14 protein-coding genes and 2 tRNA genes are annotated in these 16,060 nt (G+C 67.1%); 3 read left to right on the forward strand and 13 right to left on the reverse strand.

All coding sequences use genetic code 11. The annotated features are described in order from the left end of the window. Positions 1-186: 186 nt before the first annotated feature. A complete protein-coding gene (locus tag EDF23_RS04495) occupies positions 187-831 on the reverse strand; it encodes a gamma-glutamyl-gamma-aminobutyrate hydrolase family protein (RefSeq protein WP_131920794.1) in 645 nt (214 codons plus the stop codon). A gap of 81 nt (positions 832-912) precedes the next feature. Here EDF23_RS04495 and EDF23_RS04500 point away from each other — a divergent pair, with 81 nt between their 5' ends. Continuing rightward, complete coding sequence (locus tag EDF23_RS04500) at positions 913-1,167, forward strand: cell division protein CrgA (protein WP_123292935.1); 255 nt, start codon at positions 913-915, stop codon at positions 1,165-1,167. A gap of 513 nt (positions 1,168-1,680) precedes the next feature. On the opposite strand, the gene EDF23_RS04505 is transcribed toward EDF23_RS04500, so the two are convergent. After that, complete coding sequence (locus EDF23_RS04505) at positions 1,681-2,535, reverse strand: rhomboid family intramembrane serine protease (RefSeq protein WP_123292936.1); 855 nt, start codon at positions 2,533-2,535, stop codon at positions 1,681-1,683. 7 nt (positions 2,536-2,542) lie between these two features. Further along, positions 2,543-3,082, reverse strand: coding sequence for a peptidylprolyl isomerase (locus EDF23_RS04510; RefSeq protein ID WP_111083688.1), 540 nt, complete (start codon positions 3,080-3,082; stop codon positions 2,543-2,545). A gap of 116 nt (positions 3,083-3,198) precedes the next feature. Between EDF23_RS04510 and EDF23_RS04515 the strand changes: the two genes are divergently transcribed. Beyond that, positions 3,199-3,774: a hypothetical protein gene (locus tag EDF23_RS04515; protein WP_111083687.1), complete on the forward strand. Its 576-nt coding sequence runs from the start codon at positions 3,199-3,201 to the stop codon at positions 3,772-3,774. A gap of 319 nt (positions 3,775-4,093) precedes the next feature. Here EDF23_RS04515 and EDF23_RS04520 read toward each other — a convergent pair. The 10 genes from EDF23_RS04520 to dnaA all read right to left on the reverse strand — a co-directional run bounded on the left by EDF23_RS04520 (position 4,094) and on the right by dnaA (position 15,390). Continuing rightward, a tRNA-Ala gene (locus EDF23_RS04520) sits at positions 4,094-4,166 on the reverse strand. 55 nt (positions 4,167-4,221) lie between these two features. Continuing rightward, positions 4,222-4,298: transfer RNA gene (locus EDF23_RS04525), tRNA-Ile, on the reverse strand. Positions 4,299-4,373: 75 nt separating this feature from the next. Beyond that, positions 4,374-4,781 (reverse strand): DUF3566 domain-containing protein, encoded by a 408-nt coding sequence (locus EDF23_RS04530; protein WP_027466922.1) that lies wholly within the window; start codon positions 4,779-4,781, stop codon positions 4,374-4,376. Beyond that, positions 4,774-7,431 (reverse strand): DNA gyrase subunit A, encoded by a 2,658-nt coding sequence (gyrA, locus tag EDF23_RS04535; RefSeq protein ID WP_216834274.1) that lies wholly within the window; start codon positions 7,429-7,431, stop codon positions 4,774-4,776. The genes EDF23_RS04530 and gyrA overlap by 8 nt, the downstream gene beginning before the upstream one ends. A 134-nt stretch (positions 7,432-7,565) precedes the next feature. Next, positions 7,566-9,569: a DNA topoisomerase (ATP-hydrolyzing) subunit B gene (gene gyrB, locus EDF23_RS04540; RefSeq protein ID WP_123292937.1), complete on the reverse strand. Its 2,004-nt coding sequence runs from the start codon at positions 9,567-9,569 to the stop codon at positions 7,566-7,568. A gap of 133 nt (positions 9,570-9,702) precedes the next feature. Continuing rightward, positions 9,703-10,203, reverse strand: coding sequence for a DciA family protein (locus tag EDF23_RS04545; RefSeq protein WP_111083686.1), 501 nt, complete (start codon positions 10,201-10,203; stop codon positions 9,703-9,705). Then, positions 10,203-11,393: a DNA replication/repair protein RecF gene (recF, locus tag EDF23_RS04550; RefSeq protein ID WP_131920796.1), complete on the reverse strand. Its 1,191-nt coding sequence runs from the start codon at positions 11,391-11,393 to the stop codon at positions 10,203-10,205. The genes EDF23_RS04545 and recF overlap by 1 nt, the downstream gene beginning before the upstream one ends. 31 nt (positions 11,394-11,424) lie before the next feature. Beyond that, positions 11,425-12,312 (reverse strand): phosphogluconate dehydrogenase (NAD(+)-dependent, decarboxylating), encoded by an 888-nt coding sequence (gnd, locus tag EDF23_RS04555; protein ID WP_123292939.1) that lies wholly within the window; start codon positions 12,310-12,312, stop codon positions 11,425-11,427. Positions 12,313-12,382: 70 nt separating this feature from the next. Next, the gene (dnaN, locus tag EDF23_RS04560) at positions 12,383-13,528 is read right to left on the reverse strand and encodes a DNA polymerase III subunit beta (protein ID WP_111083683.1); all 1,146 of its coding nucleotides are present in this window, start codon (positions 13,526-13,528) and stop codon (positions 12,383-12,385) included. Positions 13,529-13,935: 407 nt separating this feature from the next. Further along, a complete protein-coding gene (dnaA, locus tag EDF23_RS04565) occupies positions 13,936-15,390 on the reverse strand; it encodes a chromosomal replication initiator protein DnaA (RefSeq protein WP_111083682.1) in 1,455 nt (484 codons plus the stop codon). Positions 15,391-15,908: 518 nt separating this feature from the next. On the opposite strand from dnaA, the gene rpmH reads away from it, so the two are divergent. Then, on the forward strand, positions 15,909-16,046 hold the full coding sequence (gene rpmH, locus EDF23_RS04570; RefSeq protein ID WP_022889115.1) for a 50S ribosomal protein L34: 138 nt from the start codon (positions 15,909-15,911) through the stop codon (positions 16,044-16,046). Positions 16,047-16,060: the final 14 nt, after the last annotated feature.

Raw genomic sequence — 16,060 nt, forward strand, 5'->3', positions numbered from 1 at the left:
GCGGCCGTCGCGCCGACCACACGCACACTCGTGTGGCCTGACGGACCGGTGACGGGCCTCCCGTCGGCACGCTGACGGCCAGGAGGCCCGGCGCACCCCCGCCACGCGTCCGCGGGCCCGTCAGGTCGTCGCGTCCACTGCTCCATGCGCGTCGAGGCGCGACGCCGTCGAGTGCGCTCTGACGAGTCAGCTGCGGTGCGTCGCGATGAGCGGGCCGAGCCCGTCGGCGCGCTCGGCGGCCCCGGAGAGACCGGTGGTCTCGAGCCAGTTGCCGACCATGCGGTAGCCACCCTCGGTCAGGACCGACTCGGGGTGGAACTGCACCCCGTACAGCGGGTGGTCGCGGTGCTGGACGCCCATGATGACGCCGCCGCCGGTCCGGGCCGTGACGGTGAGCTCGCCGGGCACCGTGCCGTCGACGATCGCGAGGGAGTGGTACCGCGTCGCCGTGAACGGGTGCGGAACGCCCGCGAAGAGCGTGCTGTCGTCGTGGTCGACCTGCGAGGTCTTGCCGTGCATGAGTTCGTCGGCGTGCGTGACCGTGGCGCCGAGGGCTTCTGCGATCGCCTGGTGGCCGAGGCAGACCCCGAGCAGGGGGGTGCCGGACGCGATCGCCGCGTGCACCGTGGGGATCGAGACGCCGGCGTCGGCCGGGGTGCCTGGGCCGGGCGACAGCAGGATGCCGTCGTAGTCGGCGATGCGGTCCGCGATCTCCGACTCGGGGAAGGCGTCGTTGCGCACCACGTCTGTCTCGGCTCCGAGCTGCTGGACGTACCCGTTCAGCGTGTAGACGAAGCTGTCGTAGTTGTCGACGACGAGGATCCTGGTCATGGCGGTTCACCGTACTCGTGGGGGATGTGTGCAGCGGTCTGCGGGCCGATCCACACACGTGGTCACGGTAGGATACCGGCCATGGCCAGTGACAAGGACCGCACCAAGCCCGCCCGGAGGACCCGAGCCGACTCGGTCGACACCGCGGGGGACGCCCCGAACCCGGTGTGGTTCAAGCCGGTCATGTTCGGCTTCATGCTCATCGGCCTCGTCTGGGTGATCGTCTTCTACATCTCGAACGCGACCCTGCCGGTGCCGAGCCTCGGCTCGTGGAACATCCTGGTCGGCTTCGGCATCATGTTCATCGGCTTCCTCATGACCACCCGCTGGCGCTGATCCGCAGCCTCGAGACACTCCGACGCCCGTCGCACCATCTGGTGCGGCGGGCGTTGTCGTTCTCCACAGGACCTGCTGCGGCTGATCCCCAGATCATCGAGGATCCGGACGGTTCTCCACACTTCTCCACACTCTCCACATCGTCATCCACACCCCGACCCCGGAGTTATCCACAGCTGAGTCCACAATGGGGATAATCACACGCGTGTAACTCACCGGTTTCTCCACACCTGTGGATAACTCTGCGGACGCCTTGTGGACGGCGGACTGGAGGCCCGTGGCGGCCTGGCACCGTGCCTCCCGTCCGCCGTTCGGTCGCGGAAGCCACGAACGTGCGGCTGGCTGCGCCGTCCTGTCTGCGAAAGCGTCAGACGTCGCCGAAAGGTCGGCGGCAGACTGTCGCTTCCGCGGGAGACTGACCGCTCGACGGGATGGGCGCAGGGATGTCTCGGAACGACGAACGCCCCGCCGCCGATGCGACGGGGCGTTCGGTGGACGTGTGTCCGGATCGGGTCAGCCGATGGTGACCGCGTACCCGACAGCGGTGAGGACGATGCCCACCAACGCGGTGGCGACGAGCAGGCCGATCTGCAGCGGCCGCTGCCGGATGTTCCGGGTCTTGGCGAACACGAAACCCACCAGGAAGCCGCCGATGATGCCACCGACGTGCGCCTGCCACGAGATGTTCGTCCCCGGGAGGAACCCGACGACCAGGTTGAGGCCCATGATCACGAGGAGCTGCACTGCGTTCTGCCCGAGGCTCCGCTGCAGCACGAAGAACGCCGCGAAGAGACCGAAGATCGCACCGGACGCCCCGACCACCCAGGTACCGGGAGCGAGGAACGTGACGAGCATCGAACCGAAGATCCCCGTGATGAAGTACAGCGCGACGAATCGCCAGGCACCGAGCATGTTCTCGAGCATCCGGCCGAAGATCCACAGTGCCCACATGTTGAACACGATGTGGAGGATGCCCGAGTGGACGAAGAGCACGGTCACGACTCGCCACGGTTGCGTGGGCAGCAGCAGCGAGTTGTAGGCGAGCAGACTGGTGAAGAAGCCACCACTGACCTGGTCCAGCAGCCAGATGGCGACCGTGATCGCCACGATGACGACCGTCGCCTTCTGGTCGAGCATCGCGAAGCGCCGTCGCGCGACCGTCAGCCCACTGGGGGCTCCGGACGCGCGACGGTTCGCTGCGAACTGTGCGCGCTGTTCACGCACGCACTCCGGGCAGTGCACCCCGACTGCCGCCGGCGTCTGGCACTCCGGGCAGATCGTCCGCCCACAGCGCTGGCAGAGCACGAAGCTCTGCCGGTCCGGATGCCGGTAGCAGGTGTTGTTCGGGTTGTACGCCTGGTCGGTCACGTGAGGATCAGACGCCTTCGACGTCGATGCTCTGGATGACCACGTCCTCGACGGGCTTGTCACGGCCGTCGGTGGGAACACCCTCGATGGCGTCGACCACGGCACGCGACTCGTCGTCGGCGACCTCACCGAAGATGGTGTGCTTGCCCTGCAGCCACGGCGTCGCCACCGTGGTGATGAAGAACTGCGAGCCGTTGGTGCCACGGCCGCCCTGGATGCCGGCGTTGGCCATGGCGAAGATGTAGGGGTTCTGGAACGTGAGCTCGGGGGAGATCTCGTCGTCGAAGCGGTAGCCCGGACCGCCGATGCCCTGGCCGAGCGGGTCACCGCCCTGGATCATGAAGTCCTTGATGATGCGGTGGAAGACGACGCCGTCGTAGAGCTTGTCGGTGGAGACCTTGCCCGTACCCGGGTGGGTCCACTCCTGCTTGCCCGTGGCGAGGTCGACGAAGTTCTTGACGGTCTTCGGTGCGTGGTTGCCGAACAGGTTGACGCGGATGTCGCCCTTGTTGGTGTGGATCGTTGCGACAGCGGTGTGCAGAGACATGTTCCGATTCTCGCATGTACCGGCTGCGTACGGACCGGACCCACAGGTGAGGCTCCGTGACCTGTCAGGGACTCTGGTGGCAGGATGGGGTCACGCCGATCCGATGGAGGTACCAGATGACGACGATCGAGATCCCGCGCAAGCGTCGGAAGCAGATCAAGAAGCTCAAGGGCCAGACCGCCTCGCTCCTCGGAGAGCAGCGCAAGGTCCTCGAGCACGCGAACGCGATCCTGGCGGAAGCCCGGTCGAACGCAGCCGACGCAGCCCGCAAGGACATCGCCCCTCGTGTGCAGAACGCGATCGACAACGGGATCCGTCCCGCGGTCGCGACCGGGGTCCACGCTGCGACGTCCGCAGCACAGAACGCTTCGCACAAGTTCCAGTCCGAGGTCATCCCCGGACTGGTGTCGACCGCTGGCTCCGTGCTGAGCGTCACCGACCTCGCGAAGGACCCCCGGGTCAAGAAGATCGTGAAGAACGCCCAGAAGAAGGGCAAGAAGGCCAAGAAGGCTGCTGTGAAGTACGTGCCGTCTCAGCAGAAGAAGGGCATCGGCTTCGGTGGTGTCGCACTCATCATCGTCGGCGTCGTCGCCGTTGCTGGTGCCGCGTACGCCGCGTACCAGACGCTCCGCGCCGACGACGACCTGTGGGTTGCCGACGACGCTGACACGGCGGAGAAGCCTGCCGCCTGACCTCCACGGTTCGTACGAAGGGCCCCGGCACTCCGCCGGGGCCCTTCGTCGTTCCCGGGTGCTGGCTGCGACCAGGCGCCCACTGACTGGCTGGCCGGCTGACGCCGAGGCCGAGGTTCCACGACATGCCGCACGCCAGCCGCCGAGGTTCCACGGCCGTCCCCAGCCGCGCCCGAGATGCCGAGATTTCGGAACCTCGGCGCACCGGCACGCGCCCGACCCGAGCACGCACGACGACGCGCCGCAGGGGCGGCGGCGCGGATGAGCACAGAATGCCCCTGGGCAGACGACGAAGTCGTCAACCAGGGGCTTTCGCGAGTGGAGCCTGGGAGAATCGAACTCCCGACATCCTGCTTGCAAAGCAGGCGCTCTACCAACTGAGCTAAGGCCCCGGGTGCCACCGAGGTGATCGGCGACGGGATGGAATTGTCGTGTGTTCCGAAGAACTGGTGGGGCTACAAGGACTTGAACCTTGGACCTCTTCGTTATCAGCGAAGCGCTCTAACCGCCTGAGCTATAGCCCCTCAGACCGGATGAAAGCCTACCCCACGGATCTCGCAGAACGAAATCGAGCGGTCGGCTCACCCGGCCCGGGTGTGTCAGTTGTTCGTGAAGCCGACGAGCAAGCCGCCGGTGATGCGAACACTGAGGTTGTAGAGGACGCTCACGATGGCGCCGAGCACGGTGCCGACGACCACGTTGAGGATGCCCACGACGATGGAGAACCCGAGTACCTGACCCAGTGAGAACTGGTCCATGATCGAGTAACTGTTCTGACCGGTGACGTCCTTCAACAAGGCGTCCACCTGCGTGAACACGCCCGTCTGGTTGAGGATGACCCACACCAGCGCCGTGGCGACCACGATCACGATGCTGCCGGCCAGGGCGATGAGGAAGCTGAGCTTCACCATCGACCAGAAGTCGACGTAGACCAACCGCAGCCGCACTTGGCGGGTGCCGACGGGTCGCTTCGCCTTCTTCTGGAGCTTCTCGGCGACACTACTCATTGCTTGACTGGTCCTCTCCGGCCTCGTCCGCGACGGGCTCGGTGTCGATGGGATCAGTGGAGTCCGGGGCCGCTTCGGAAGGGCTGACCGTCTCCACCGGGCCCGCTGGCTCGATCTCGGCGTCGTCCTGGTCGACCAGGTTCCGCTCGGTGTTCTGGGCCACTGCGATGATCTTGTCGTTCGCCGCGAACCTGGCGAAGACGACACCCATGGTGTCGCGACCCTTGGCAGGGACCTCGGCCACGGCAGACCTTACCACCTTGCCCGATTGCAGCACGACGAGCACTTCGTCGTCCTCACCGACGATGAGAGCACCCACAAGGTCGCCTCGGTCGGTCGCCAACTTCGCCACCTTGATGCCGAGACCACCGCGTCCCTGGATGCGGTACTGGTCGACGGCGGTGCGCTTGGCGTACCCGCCCTCGGTCATCACCCAGACGAAACCGTCGTCCGCCACCACGCGTGCGGCCAGGAGCGAGTCGCCGTCGCGGAAGGACATGCCCTTCACGCCGGAGGTCGACCGACCCATCGGCCGCAGGGTGTCGTTCGTCGCGGTGAAGCGGAGCGACATGCCCTGTCGTGAGACGAGCAGCAGGTCGTCGTGCTCGTCGACGAGCAGCGCCTGGCGGAGCTTGTCGCCGTCGCGCAGGTTGATCGCGATGATGCCACCGGTGCGGTTGGTGTCGTACTCGGTGAGCGCGGTCTTCTTCACCAGCCCGTGCTCGGTCGCGAGGACGAGGTACTGCGCGACCTCGTAGTCACGGATGTCGAGCACCTGCTGGATCTGCTCGTCCGGCTGCATCGCGAGCAGGTTCGCCACGTGCTGGCCCTTGGCGTCGCGGCCGGCTTCCTGCAGCTCGTACGCCTTGGCGCGGTAGACCCGGCCCTGGTCGGTGAGGAACAGCAGCCAGTGGTGCGTCGTCGTGACGAAGAAGTGCTCGACGATGTCGTCCGCGCGGAGCTGGGCGCCACGGACACCCCGGCCACCGCGGTGCTGCGAGCGGTACTGGTCGCTGCGCGTGCGCTTGACGTACCCACCGCGGGTGATGGTGACGACCATCTCCTCTTCGGGGATGAGGTCTTCCATCGACATGTCGCCGTCGTAGCCGAGCATGATCTCGGTGCGGCGGTCGTCGCCGAAGCGGTCGACGATCTCCTCGAGCTCGTCGCGGATGATCGTGCGCTGCCGGGTCTCCGACGCCAGGATGTCCTGGAAGTCGGCGATCTTGCGCTCGAGTTCTTCGGCCTCGTCGTGGATCTTCTGGCGCTCGAGGGCGGCCAGTCGACGGAGCTGGAGCTCGAGGATCGCGCGCGCCTGGATCTCGTCGACGGACAGCAGGTCCATCAGGCCGGAGCGGGCCTCTTCGACGTCGGGCGACCGACGGATGAGCGCGATGACCTCGTCGAGGGCGTCGAGCGCTGCGAGGTAACCGCGCAGGATGTGCGCGCGCTTCTCGGCCTCGCGCAGGCGGAACTGGGTGCGGCGGACGATGACGTCGACCTGGTGCGCGACCCACGCCGAGATGAACCCGTCGAGCGGCAGGGTCCGCGGGACTCCGTCGACGATCGCGAGCATGTTCGCGCCGAAGTTCTCCTGCAGCTGCGTGTGCTTGTACAGGTTGTTCAGCACGACCTTGGCGACGGCGTCGCGCTTGAGCACGATCACCAGGCGCTGGCCGGTGCGACCCGAGGTCTCGTCGCGGATGTCCGCGACGCCGGCGAGCTTGCCGTCCTTGACCAGGTCGGCGATCTTGATCGCGAGGTTGTCCGGGTTGACCTGGTACGGCAGCTCGGTGACGACGAGGCAGGTCCGACCCTGGATCTCCTCGACGTTGACGACGGCGCGCATCGTGATCGAACCACGACCGGTGAGGTAGGCGTCCTGGATGCCCTTGGTGCCGAGGATCTGCGCACCGGTCGGGAAGTCCGGCCCCTTGATGCGCTGCATGAGCGCGGCGAGGAGCTCTTCGCGCGTCGCCTCGGGGTTGTCGAGGGCCCACTTCGCGCCCTCGGCCACCTCGCGCAGGTTGTGCGGCGGGATGTTCGTCGCCATGCCGACCGCGATGCCGACCGAGCCGTTGACGAGCAGGTTCGGGAACCGTGCCGGCAGGATCGCGGGCTCCTGGGTCCGACCGTCGTAGTTGTCCTGGAAGTCGACGGTGTCCTCGTCGATGTCCCGGACCATCTCCATGGCGAGCGGCGCCATCTTGGTCTCGGTGTACCGCGGGGCTGCTGCGCCGTCGTTGCCCGGCGAGCCGAAGTTGCCCTGGCCGAGTGCGAGCGGGTAACGCAGCGACCACGGCTGCACCAGACGGACCAGCGCGTCGTAGATCGCGGAGTCGCCGTGCGGGTGGAACTGCCCCATGACGTCGCCGACGACGCGGGAGCACTTCGAGAACGCGCGGTCCGGACGGTAGCCGCCGTCGAACATCGCGTAGATCACGCGGCGGTGCACCGGCTTCAGGCCGTCGCGGACCTCGGGCAGCGCGCGGCCGACGATGACCGACATCGCGTAGTCGAGGTAGGAACGCTGCATCTCGAGCTGCAGGTCGACCTGCGAGATGCGGTCACCGGAGACGACGATGTCCCCGCTGTCGCCGTGGACGATCTCGGGCTGCTCGTCGGGGGCGTTCTCGTTGTCGTCAGCCATTGGCTTGCGTTACCTTTCTGACGGCCGGGAGGCCGTGGTGACGTTCGTCGCGGTGGACGCGACCACAAGTGGTCCGGACCAGAGCACGCGGCTGGCACCGCGCCTCCAGGCCAGGGTCGAGATGTCGAGTCTGTTCAGATGTCCAAGAAGCGGACGTCCTTGGCGTTCTGCTGGATGAACTGGCGACGTGCGTCGACGTCTTCACCCATCAGCGTCGAGAAGGTGCTGTCCACCGCGGCGGCGTCCTCGAGCGTGACCTGCAGGAGCGTGCGGGTGTCCGGGTTCATCGTGGTGTCCCAGAGCTCCTTGTAGTCCATCTCGCCGAGGCCCTTGTAGCGCTGGATGCCGTTGTCCTTCGGGATCCGCTTGCCGGCGGCGATGCCCGACTGCATCAGGGCGTCGCGCTCCCGGTCGCTGAACACGTACTCGTGTGCGGCGTTCGACCACTTGAGGCGGTACAGCGGCGGCTGCGCGAGGTACACGTAACCGCGCTCGATGAGCGGCCGCATGTAGCGGAACAGCAGGGTCAGCAGCAGCGTGGTGATGTGCTGGCCGTCGACGTCGGCATCGGCCATCAGCACGATCTTGTGGTACCGGGCCTTGTCCGGGTCGAAGTCCTCACCGATGCCGGCGCCGAACGCCGTGATCATCGACTGGATCTCCTGGTTGGCGAGCGCGCGGTCGAGCCGCGCCTTCTCGACGTTCAGGATCTTGCCGCGCAGGGGCAGGATCGCCTGGGTCATCGGGTTGCGGCCCTGCACGGCGGAACCGCCGGCGGAGTCGCCCTCGACCATGAAGATCTCCGACAGGGTCGGGTCCTTCGACTGGCAGTCCTTCAGCTTGCCGGGCATGCCACCCGACTCGAGCAGCCCCTTGCGACGCGTGGTCTCGCGGGCCTTGCGGGCGGCGAGTCGAGCCTGCGACGCCTGGATCGCCTTGCGGACGACGTCGCGGGCCTGGGTCGGGTTGCTCTCGAACCAGTGCGTGAGCTCGGCGCCGACGACGCGCTGCACGAAGCCCTTCGCCTCGGTGTTGCCGAGCTTCGTCTTCGTCTGGCCCTCGAACTGCGGTTCGCCGAGCTTCACGGAGATGACGGCCGTCAACCCTTCACGGATGTCGTCACCCGTCAGGTTGTCGTCCTTCTCCTTGATGATCTTCGTCTCGCGCGCGTACTTGTTCACCAGGTACGTCAGCGCCGCGCGGAAGCCCTCTTCGTGGGTGCCGCCCTCGTGCGTGTTGATCGTGTTCGCGAAGGTGTGGACGCTCTCCTGGTACGAGGTGTTCCACTGCATCGCGACCTCGAGCGCGATCTTGCGCTCGGTGTCCTCGGACTCGAAGCCGATGACGTCCGGGTGGACGAGGTCGGCCTTCTTCTGCGCGTTGATGTACTCGACGTAGTCGGCGAGACCGCGCTCGTACATGAAGGAGTCGTTCCGCGCCTCTTCCCCTTCTTCCGGGGTGCGCTCGTCGCGCAGGTTGATCCGCAGCCCCTTGTTGAGGAAGGCCATCTGCTGGAACCGGGTGCGCAGGGTCTCGTAGTCGAAGACGACGGTCTCGAAGATCTCGGCGTTCGGCCAGAAGGTGATCGTGGTGCCGTGCTCGTCGGACGGTTCGTCCTTGGTGAGCGGTGCGACCGGGACGCCGTCGGTGTAGCTCTGGCGCCAGACGTGGCCCTGCTGTCGGACCTCGACGTCGAGCTCGGAGCTCAGCGCGTTCACGACGGAGGAACCGACACCGTGCAGACCACCGGACACCGCGTACGCGCCGCCGCCGAACTTGCCGCCGGCGTGCAGGACGGTCAGGACGACCTGGACGGTCGAGACGCCCTCGGCCGCGTGGATGCCGACCGGGATACCACGGCCGTTGTCGACCACGCGGACACCGCCGTCTTCACGGATGGTGACGTCGATGGTGTCGCAGTACCCGGCGAGGGCTTCGTCGACGGAGTTGTCGACGATCTCCTGGACCAGGTGGTGCAGACCGCGGGGCCCCGTCGAACCGATGTACATACCGGGACGCTTGCGGACCGCCTCGAGCCCCTCGAGCACCTGAATCTGGTCTGCTCCGTAGGACGGTTCGCTCTGCGGGGTCTCCGCGTCGAGCGGGTTCTGCGGGTCGTCTTCAGATTCTGATGCCATGTCGAGCGTGCTCCTGCCTGCGCGCGGAACGCCCGCGCACTGCACCTCCCAGTCTACCGCAGAGGCCCCTCTTTCGATGGCTCATCCGGCCCACAGGCGGGCTTTTTTGGCACCACAGGATGATTTCGTCGACTCAACCGTAGGTGTCGCGAGGACCGCGCCCCTGGACCGTCCTGGGGCCGCGTTTCCAGGTGGGGACGTCCGGCCCCGAAACCCGGATCGACTCCACCCCGGCTTCCGGGTGCCGCTCGGCGATGGTCGTCGTGACGCTGGCACGCATGAGACGGAGCTGGGTCGCCCAGGCCGTCGAGTCACACCGGATGACCAGCGCACCGTCGTCGATGGTGACCGGCGTGGAGTGCTTCGCGAGTTCCTCACCGACGACACTCGGCCAGTCCACGAACAGCTCCGAGCGGGCCAGGGGTTCGGTCCACCCGAGCTCGTTGGCCAGGGATCCGACCACGTCGCCGAGCCCTCGGGGTTCACGGCCGCGGCCGTACGGGACGGTGTCGGCGTCGAACTCCCGGGATCGACGGCGGCGGGCGTCGACCCCGCGCTTCGAGGGGTCACCGAAGACGGCGCGGAGGTGCCGGTACAGGCGCGACGGCTCGGTCGGCTTCCACGGGCGGGGCATCAGGCGTCGGCTTCCGGCGGGGTCGCGTCGGTCACGATCGTGCCCGCCTCGATCCGCACCGTGTGCGCGGCCAGCTGGGAGGGGACGTCGCCGAACACCGCGGCCGTGATGAGGACCTGCTCGTAGTCGGCCACGGCGTTCCCGAGGCGTTCGCGCCGGGATTCGTCGAGTTCGGCGAACACGTCGTCGAGGATGATGATCGGGTCACCGAGGTTCGACTCCGCCCGCAGGATCGACGCGCTCGCCAGCTGGATCGCGAGCGCGAAGGACCAGGACTCTCCGTGACTGGCGTACCCGCGGGCAGGTAACCCGTTGAGCTGGAACAGGACGTCGTCCCGGTGCGGCCCGACCAGGGTCAACCCGCGGTCGAGCTCGTCGCGACGACGCCGCTCGAGGGCAGCCGCGAACGCCTCGGCTGCAGCGGTCACGCTCACCGGCTCGTCGGGGGTGCCGAGGACCGGGTCCGTCGCGGCGGCGGCCTCCGGGTCACCGCCACGGATCGAAAGCACACCGGCGATCGAGGCATCGTGGTCCTCGCCCGCGACGGTGGCGTACGCCTCGGCGACGAACGGTGCGAGCCGGCGCGTCAGGTGGTCGCGCGCGGCGACGATCTCGGCACCGAGTCCGACGAGGCGGTCGTCCCAGACGTCGAGCGTCGACAGCGCGTTGGCCTTGGCGCCGGTGACACGGGCCGACTTGAGCAGGGTGTTCCGCTGGCGGAGCGTGCGGTCGTAGTCGGCCAGCACCCCTTGCATCCGCGGTGCGATCTGGCCGAGCAGTTCGTCGAGCATGCGTCGGCGACCGGCCGGTTCGCCACGGACCAGGGCGAGGTCCTCGGGAGCGAAGAGGACGGAGGTGCAGTAGCGCGGGAGTTCACGGGGCTTGATCGCGGACCGGTTCACCTGCGCACGGTTCGCCCCGGTGCGGTTGATCTGCACCTCGGCGAGGATGCTGCGGTCCTCGTGCGCCAGGCGGGCCCGGACGATCGCGGCGTCGCAACCCTGGCGGACGAGCGCGGCATCCGTCGGGACCCGGTGGGACCCGAGCGTCGACAGGTACCCGATCGCCTCGACCAGGTTGGTCTTGCCCTGTCCGTTCCGCCCGACGAACAGGTTCGGCCCGCGTGCGAGGTCGACGTCCGCCTCCCGGTAGTTCCGGAAGTCGGTGAGTTGGAGATGGTCGACGTGCACGCGGGCCGAGTCCGGGTTTCCCCGGGTGGTCCTAGGACTTCTTGACGGCGTGACCGCCGAACTGGTTGCGGAGCGCCGCGACGGCCTTCATCGTCGGGGACGCGCTGCCCTGACGCGAGACGAAGCGCGCGAAGATCGACGCCGACAGCGCCGGCATCGGAACGGCGAGCTCGATGCCCTCTTCCAGCGTCCAGCGGCCCTCGCCCGAGTCCTCGACGTAGCCCTCGAGCTCGTCGAGCTTCGGGTCTTCGTTCAGGGCCAGGACCATGAGGTCGAGCAGCCAGGAACGGACGACCGTCCCGCGCTGCCACCCGGCGAACACGGCGGGGACGTCGGTGATCAGGTCCTTGGCCTCGAGGAGCTCGTAGCCCTCGCCGTAGGCCTGCATGATCGCGTACTCGATGCCGTTGTGGACCATCTTGGCGTAATGCCCCGCGCCGATCGGACCGGCGTGCGAGAAGCCCTCTTCGCGCGGGCCCTCGGGGCGCAGTGCGTCGAAGACCGGCATGGCGAACTCGACGTCCTTGACGTCACCGCCGACCATGAGGCCGTAGCCGTTGTCCTTGCCCCACACGCCGCCGGAGACACCGGCGTCCATGTAGCGGATGCCGCGCGCACCGAGCTGCTCGGCGTGCGTGGTGTCGTCGAGCCACTTCGAGTTGCCACCGTCGATGACGAGGTCGCCCTCGTTCAGGACACCGGCGAGCTCGGTGATGACGTCGTCGGTGATCTTGCCGTGCGGCACCATCACCCAGACGAGTCGCTGACCCTCGGGCAGGGCGCCCGCCAGGTCTGCGAGGCTCGCGACGTCGGAGACGGCGGGGTTCGCGTCGTAACCGGTGACCTCGATCCCTGCGTTGCGGAGACGGGCACGCATGTTGTTGCCCATGCGACCAAGGCCGACAAGACCGATGTGCATGATTTCCTCTTCTGTTTCGTCGTCGCGCTGCGTCCGCGGGTGGTGCGTCAGCGCAGTGTTCCTGTTGCGCCTATCGCAGCAGCAGGTTGGGCTGCAGCAGGTACCGGTATCCATCGGTCGCGGCAGCCTCTTGCGAAGTCTGGCCGGTGATCAGCACCGGGCCCGGCTTGTTGGGGTTCTCCGTCTTGGTGAAGGAGATGCGGACGAACTCGGAGTGCACCGCGTTCAGTCCGTCGAGGAGGAAGGCGGGCTTCAGCGAGACCACCGTTTCCTCTCCGGTCAGCAACGCACTGATCGACTCTGACGCCTGCGCTTGTTCGGATCCGATCGCCTCGAGCGTGAGCCCGTCGACCGTGAAGGAGAACCGGAGCGCTGCTTCGCGCTCCAGGACGAGTGAGACCCGTCGGACGGCTTCGACCAGCTCAGCGGTGTTGATCACCGCGTGGTCGTTGACGTTCTCGGGGAAGAGCCGGCGGACCGGCGGGTAGTTGCCCTTGATCAGCAGCGAGGTGACGGTCTTGTCGTCGGCGTGGAACGCGATGAGCTCACGGTCCGAGTTGCCGCTGATCGAGACCGAGACGGTGGACGCCGACCCGAAGGTGCGACCGACCTCCTGCAGCGTGCGGGCGGGGACGAGGGCGTGCAGCGGGTCCGAGCCGACACGGCCGGAGTCCCACGCGATGGTCCGGACGGCCACGCGGTACCGGTCCGTGGCGATGAGCGACAGGTCGTTGTCACCGACCTCGAGCTGGACACCGGTGATGACGGGGGTGACGTCGTCGCGGCTGGCGGCGACGGCGACCTGCGAAACGGCCTCGGAGAAGGCATCGCCGGGGATGACACCGGTCTGCGGACCGATCTCGGGCAGCGTCGGGTACTCCTCGACCGGCATGGACAGCAGCGTGAAGTGCGCCGATCCGCAGGAGACCGAGATCTTGGAGTCCTCGGTCGTGAAGGTCACCGGGGCGTTCGGCAGTCGGCTCGCGATGTCGTTCAGCAGGCGACCGCTGACCAGGACCGTGCCCGGGTCGTCGATCTGTGCCGAGATGGACGTCTGCGCCGAGACCTCGTAGTCGAACGACGAGAGCGTCAGACGATCGCCGTCGGCGTGGATCAGGACGCCCGACAAGATCGGGAGGGTCGTGCGCTGTGGGAGGAGTTTCACCGCGAAGGAGACGGCTTCGGAGAAGACGTCCCGGTTGACCTCGAACTTCACAGCTGGAACCCCTGTCGATCGGCTTGGACTGTCCGGCCGCCCCATTCTGGCACAGGCGGACGTGGGCCGGATTTCTTGTCATCCCGCCGTCCACAAGGTTGTCCCGCGGAGATGGATCGTTAACCAGGAGTAATGGTGTTAACGCCTGTGCACACTGTGGATAACCCTGTGCATGCCGCTCGGCCGTAGGGAACTACACCGTTGTGACTTGTGGGCGGGCTGTGGGCGACGTCGGGATGAATGAATCTCATCTATCCACTTTCATCCCCAGTTTCCACAGGAGGCCCCCTCGCTGTGAACAACCGGGCGGCGTGTCCTCCACAGTTATCCACAGGCTATCCACACTGTGAGAACTCCGGCCCATGGAACCGTCTCAGATGGTGGATGCGCCCGGAGACGTACCGATCTCAGCGGTAGCGGCGGTCCTGCTTGATGCGGCTCGTGAGCTCGGTGACCTGGTTGTAGATCGACCGCCGCTCCTTCATGAGCTCGGTGATCTTCTTGTTCGCGTACATGACCGTGGTGTGGTCGCGGTTGCCGAACAGCTGCCCGATCTTCGGGAGCGACAGGCTCGTGAGCTCGCGGCACAGGTACATCGCGATCTGTCGCGCGGTGGCGATCGCCTGCGAGCGGGACGAGCCGTACAGGTCGTCGACGGAGAGCTTGAAGTACTCGGCGGTGTGGTTGATGATGTCCGTCGGCGCGACGACGTTGTCCTCGTCGAGGGTGATCAGGTCCTTGAGGACGGTCTGCACCAGGGCCATGTCGACGGCCGTCCGGTTCAGGCTCGCGAACGCCGTGACGCGGATGAGCGTCCCCTCGAGCTCCCGGATGTTGCTCGACACCTTCGAGGCCATGAATTCGAGGATGTCGTCCGGCACCTGCAGGTGGTCGGACTGCGCCTTCTTGCGGAGGATCGCGATGCGCGTCTCGAGCTCGGGCGCCTGGACGTCCGTGATCAGACCCCACTCGAAGCGCGACCGCATGCGGTCCTCGAAGCCGGTGAGGTGCTTCGGTGCGACGTCGGACGTGATGACGACCTGCTTGTTGTGGTCGTGCAGCGTGTTGAACGTGTGGAAGAACGCCTCCTGCGTGGAGTCCTTCCCCTGCAGGAACTGGATGTCGTCGATCAGCAGGATGTCGATGTCGCGGTAGCGCTGCTGGAACTGGTTCGAGCGGTTGTTCGCGATCGAGTTGATGAAGTCGTTGGTGAACTCCTCGCTCGACACGTACCGGACGCGGATCCCCGGGTAGAGGCTCTCGGCGTAGTGCCCGATGGCGTGGAGCAGGTGGGTCTTGCCCAGCCCGGAGTCGCCGTAGATGAAGAGCGGGTTGTAGGCCTTCGCCGGCGCCTCGGCGACGGCGACCGCCGCCGCGTGCGCGAACCGGTTCGACGAGCCGATGACGAAGTTGTCGAAGTTGTACTTCGGGTTGAGGCGCGACTCGGGTCGGCCGCTGGTGCCCGGGGAGTCGATCTGGCTCGGGACGAAGGGCGCCTCGATGTACTGGCGGGGTGCAGCGCTCTGCTCCACTGCTTCCTGGACGGGCTCGGCGTACTCCGGCACGTTCGGGTCGACGCGCGGCTCGGACGCCATGTCCGGGTTCACCGTGATGGCGAAGTTCGCGACCGAGTCGTCACCGATGCGGGCGACGGCCTCGGTGATCGGGATGCGGATCCGCTGCTCGAGCATGCCGCGGGTCAGGTCGTTGGGGACCTCGAGGTACAGGGTGCCGGCGAGGACGCCCTTCGGTTCGACCAGGTTGAGGAACCCGTGGAGCTGCGGCGTGATGCGGGGGTCTTCGCTGAGGATTCCGAGTACGGATGACCAGAGGTCCTCGACGGGGTCGGCCGGCATCGTCATGTCGCGCTCGTCTCCAGGTGTGTGTCGTGCGTTCGGTGCCGGACCGGGGTGCGTCCTGCTGGGGTCGGACGTGCCGGAGTGCCGCGGGGTGTGGCGCTCAGCGGACCGTGTCGTGCGCCGGCGGTTCGTCGGGGTCTCGGGGGCTTCGTCGACGCCTCGTACCGCGCGTGTTCCCACAGGGTTGTCCACAGTGTTGTCCACGACCGCCCGGATCCGTCGGACAGGAGTACTTCCCTGTCGTACCGGGGCGCGGGGCCGATCGATGACCCCACTGTAAAGGACCGGGCCGGGTGGCACCGAACGGAAGTTGTCCCCAATGTGGAGAATGGACCGCAGCGGTGTCCTCGACGCCTCCGGCACCGAGGCCGGCCCGATCGGCGTTTGACCTGCTCGCTGCTGTCACGTACCGTTAACCAGTTGACTGCGGCCGATTGGTCGCGCCCATCTGCGTCGTTCGACACCGAGCGATGACACATACATACGTGACGGCTCGCCGCGAGCAGCCGTGTGGAGAGATCATGAGCAAGCGCACCTTCCAGCCGAACAACCGTCGCCGCGCCAAGAAGCACGGCTTCCGCCTCCGCATGCGGACGCGTGCCGGCCGCGCCATCCTGTCGGCGCGTCGCGCCAAGGGCCGCACCGAGCTCTCGGCCTGATCAGGCTCACCGCC

Source organism: Curtobacterium sp. PhB128 (assembly GCF_004340725.1).
Lineage (GTDB): Bacteria > Actinomycetota > Actinomycetes > Actinomycetales > Microbacteriaceae > Curtobacterium.

Excerpts from the sequence above, each read along its gene's own strand:
- EDF23_RS04495 (WP_131920794.1), bottom strand. The coding sequence starts at position 831 with ATGACCAGGATCCTCGTCGTCGACAACTACGACAGCTTCGTCTACACG.
- EDF23_RS04500 (WP_123292935.1), top strand. The coding sequence starts at position 913 with ATGGCCAGTGACAAGGACCGCACCAAGCCCGCCCGGAGGACCCGAGCC.
- EDF23_RS04510 (WP_111083688.1), bottom strand. The coding sequence starts at position 3,082 with ATGTCTCTGCACACCGCTGTCGCAACGATCCACACCAACAAGGGCGAC.
- EDF23_RS04515 (WP_111083687.1), top strand. The coding sequence starts at position 3,199 with ATGACGACGATCGAGATCCCGCGCAAGCGTCGGAAGCAGATCAAGAAG.
- EDF23_RS04530 (WP_027466922.1), bottom strand. The coding sequence starts at position 4,781 with ATGAGTAGTGTCGCCGAGAAGCTCCAGAAGAAGGCGAAGCGACCCGTC.
- gyrA (WP_216834274.1), bottom strand. The coding sequence starts at position 7,431 with ATGGCTGACGACAACGAGAACGCCCCCGACGAGCAGCCCGAGATCGTC.
- gyrB (WP_123292937.1), bottom strand. The coding sequence starts at position 9,569 with ATGGCATCAGAATCTGAAGACGACCCGCAGAACCCGCTCGACGCGGAG.
- EDF23_RS04545 (WP_111083686.1), bottom strand. The coding sequence starts at position 10,203 with ATGCCCCGCCCGTGGAAGCCGACCGAGCCGTCGCGCCTGTACCGGCAC.
- gnd (WP_123292939.1), bottom strand. The coding sequence starts at position 12,312 with ATGCACATCGGTCTTGTCGGCCTTGGTCGCATGGGCAACAACATGCGT.
- dnaA (WP_111083682.1), bottom strand. The coding sequence starts at position 15,390 with ATGACGATGCCGGCCGACCCCGTCGAGGACCTCTGGTCATCCGTACTC.
- rpmH (WP_022889115.1), top strand. The coding sequence starts at position 15,909 with ATGAGCAAGCGCACCTTCCAGCCGAACAACCGTCGCCGCGCCAAGAAG.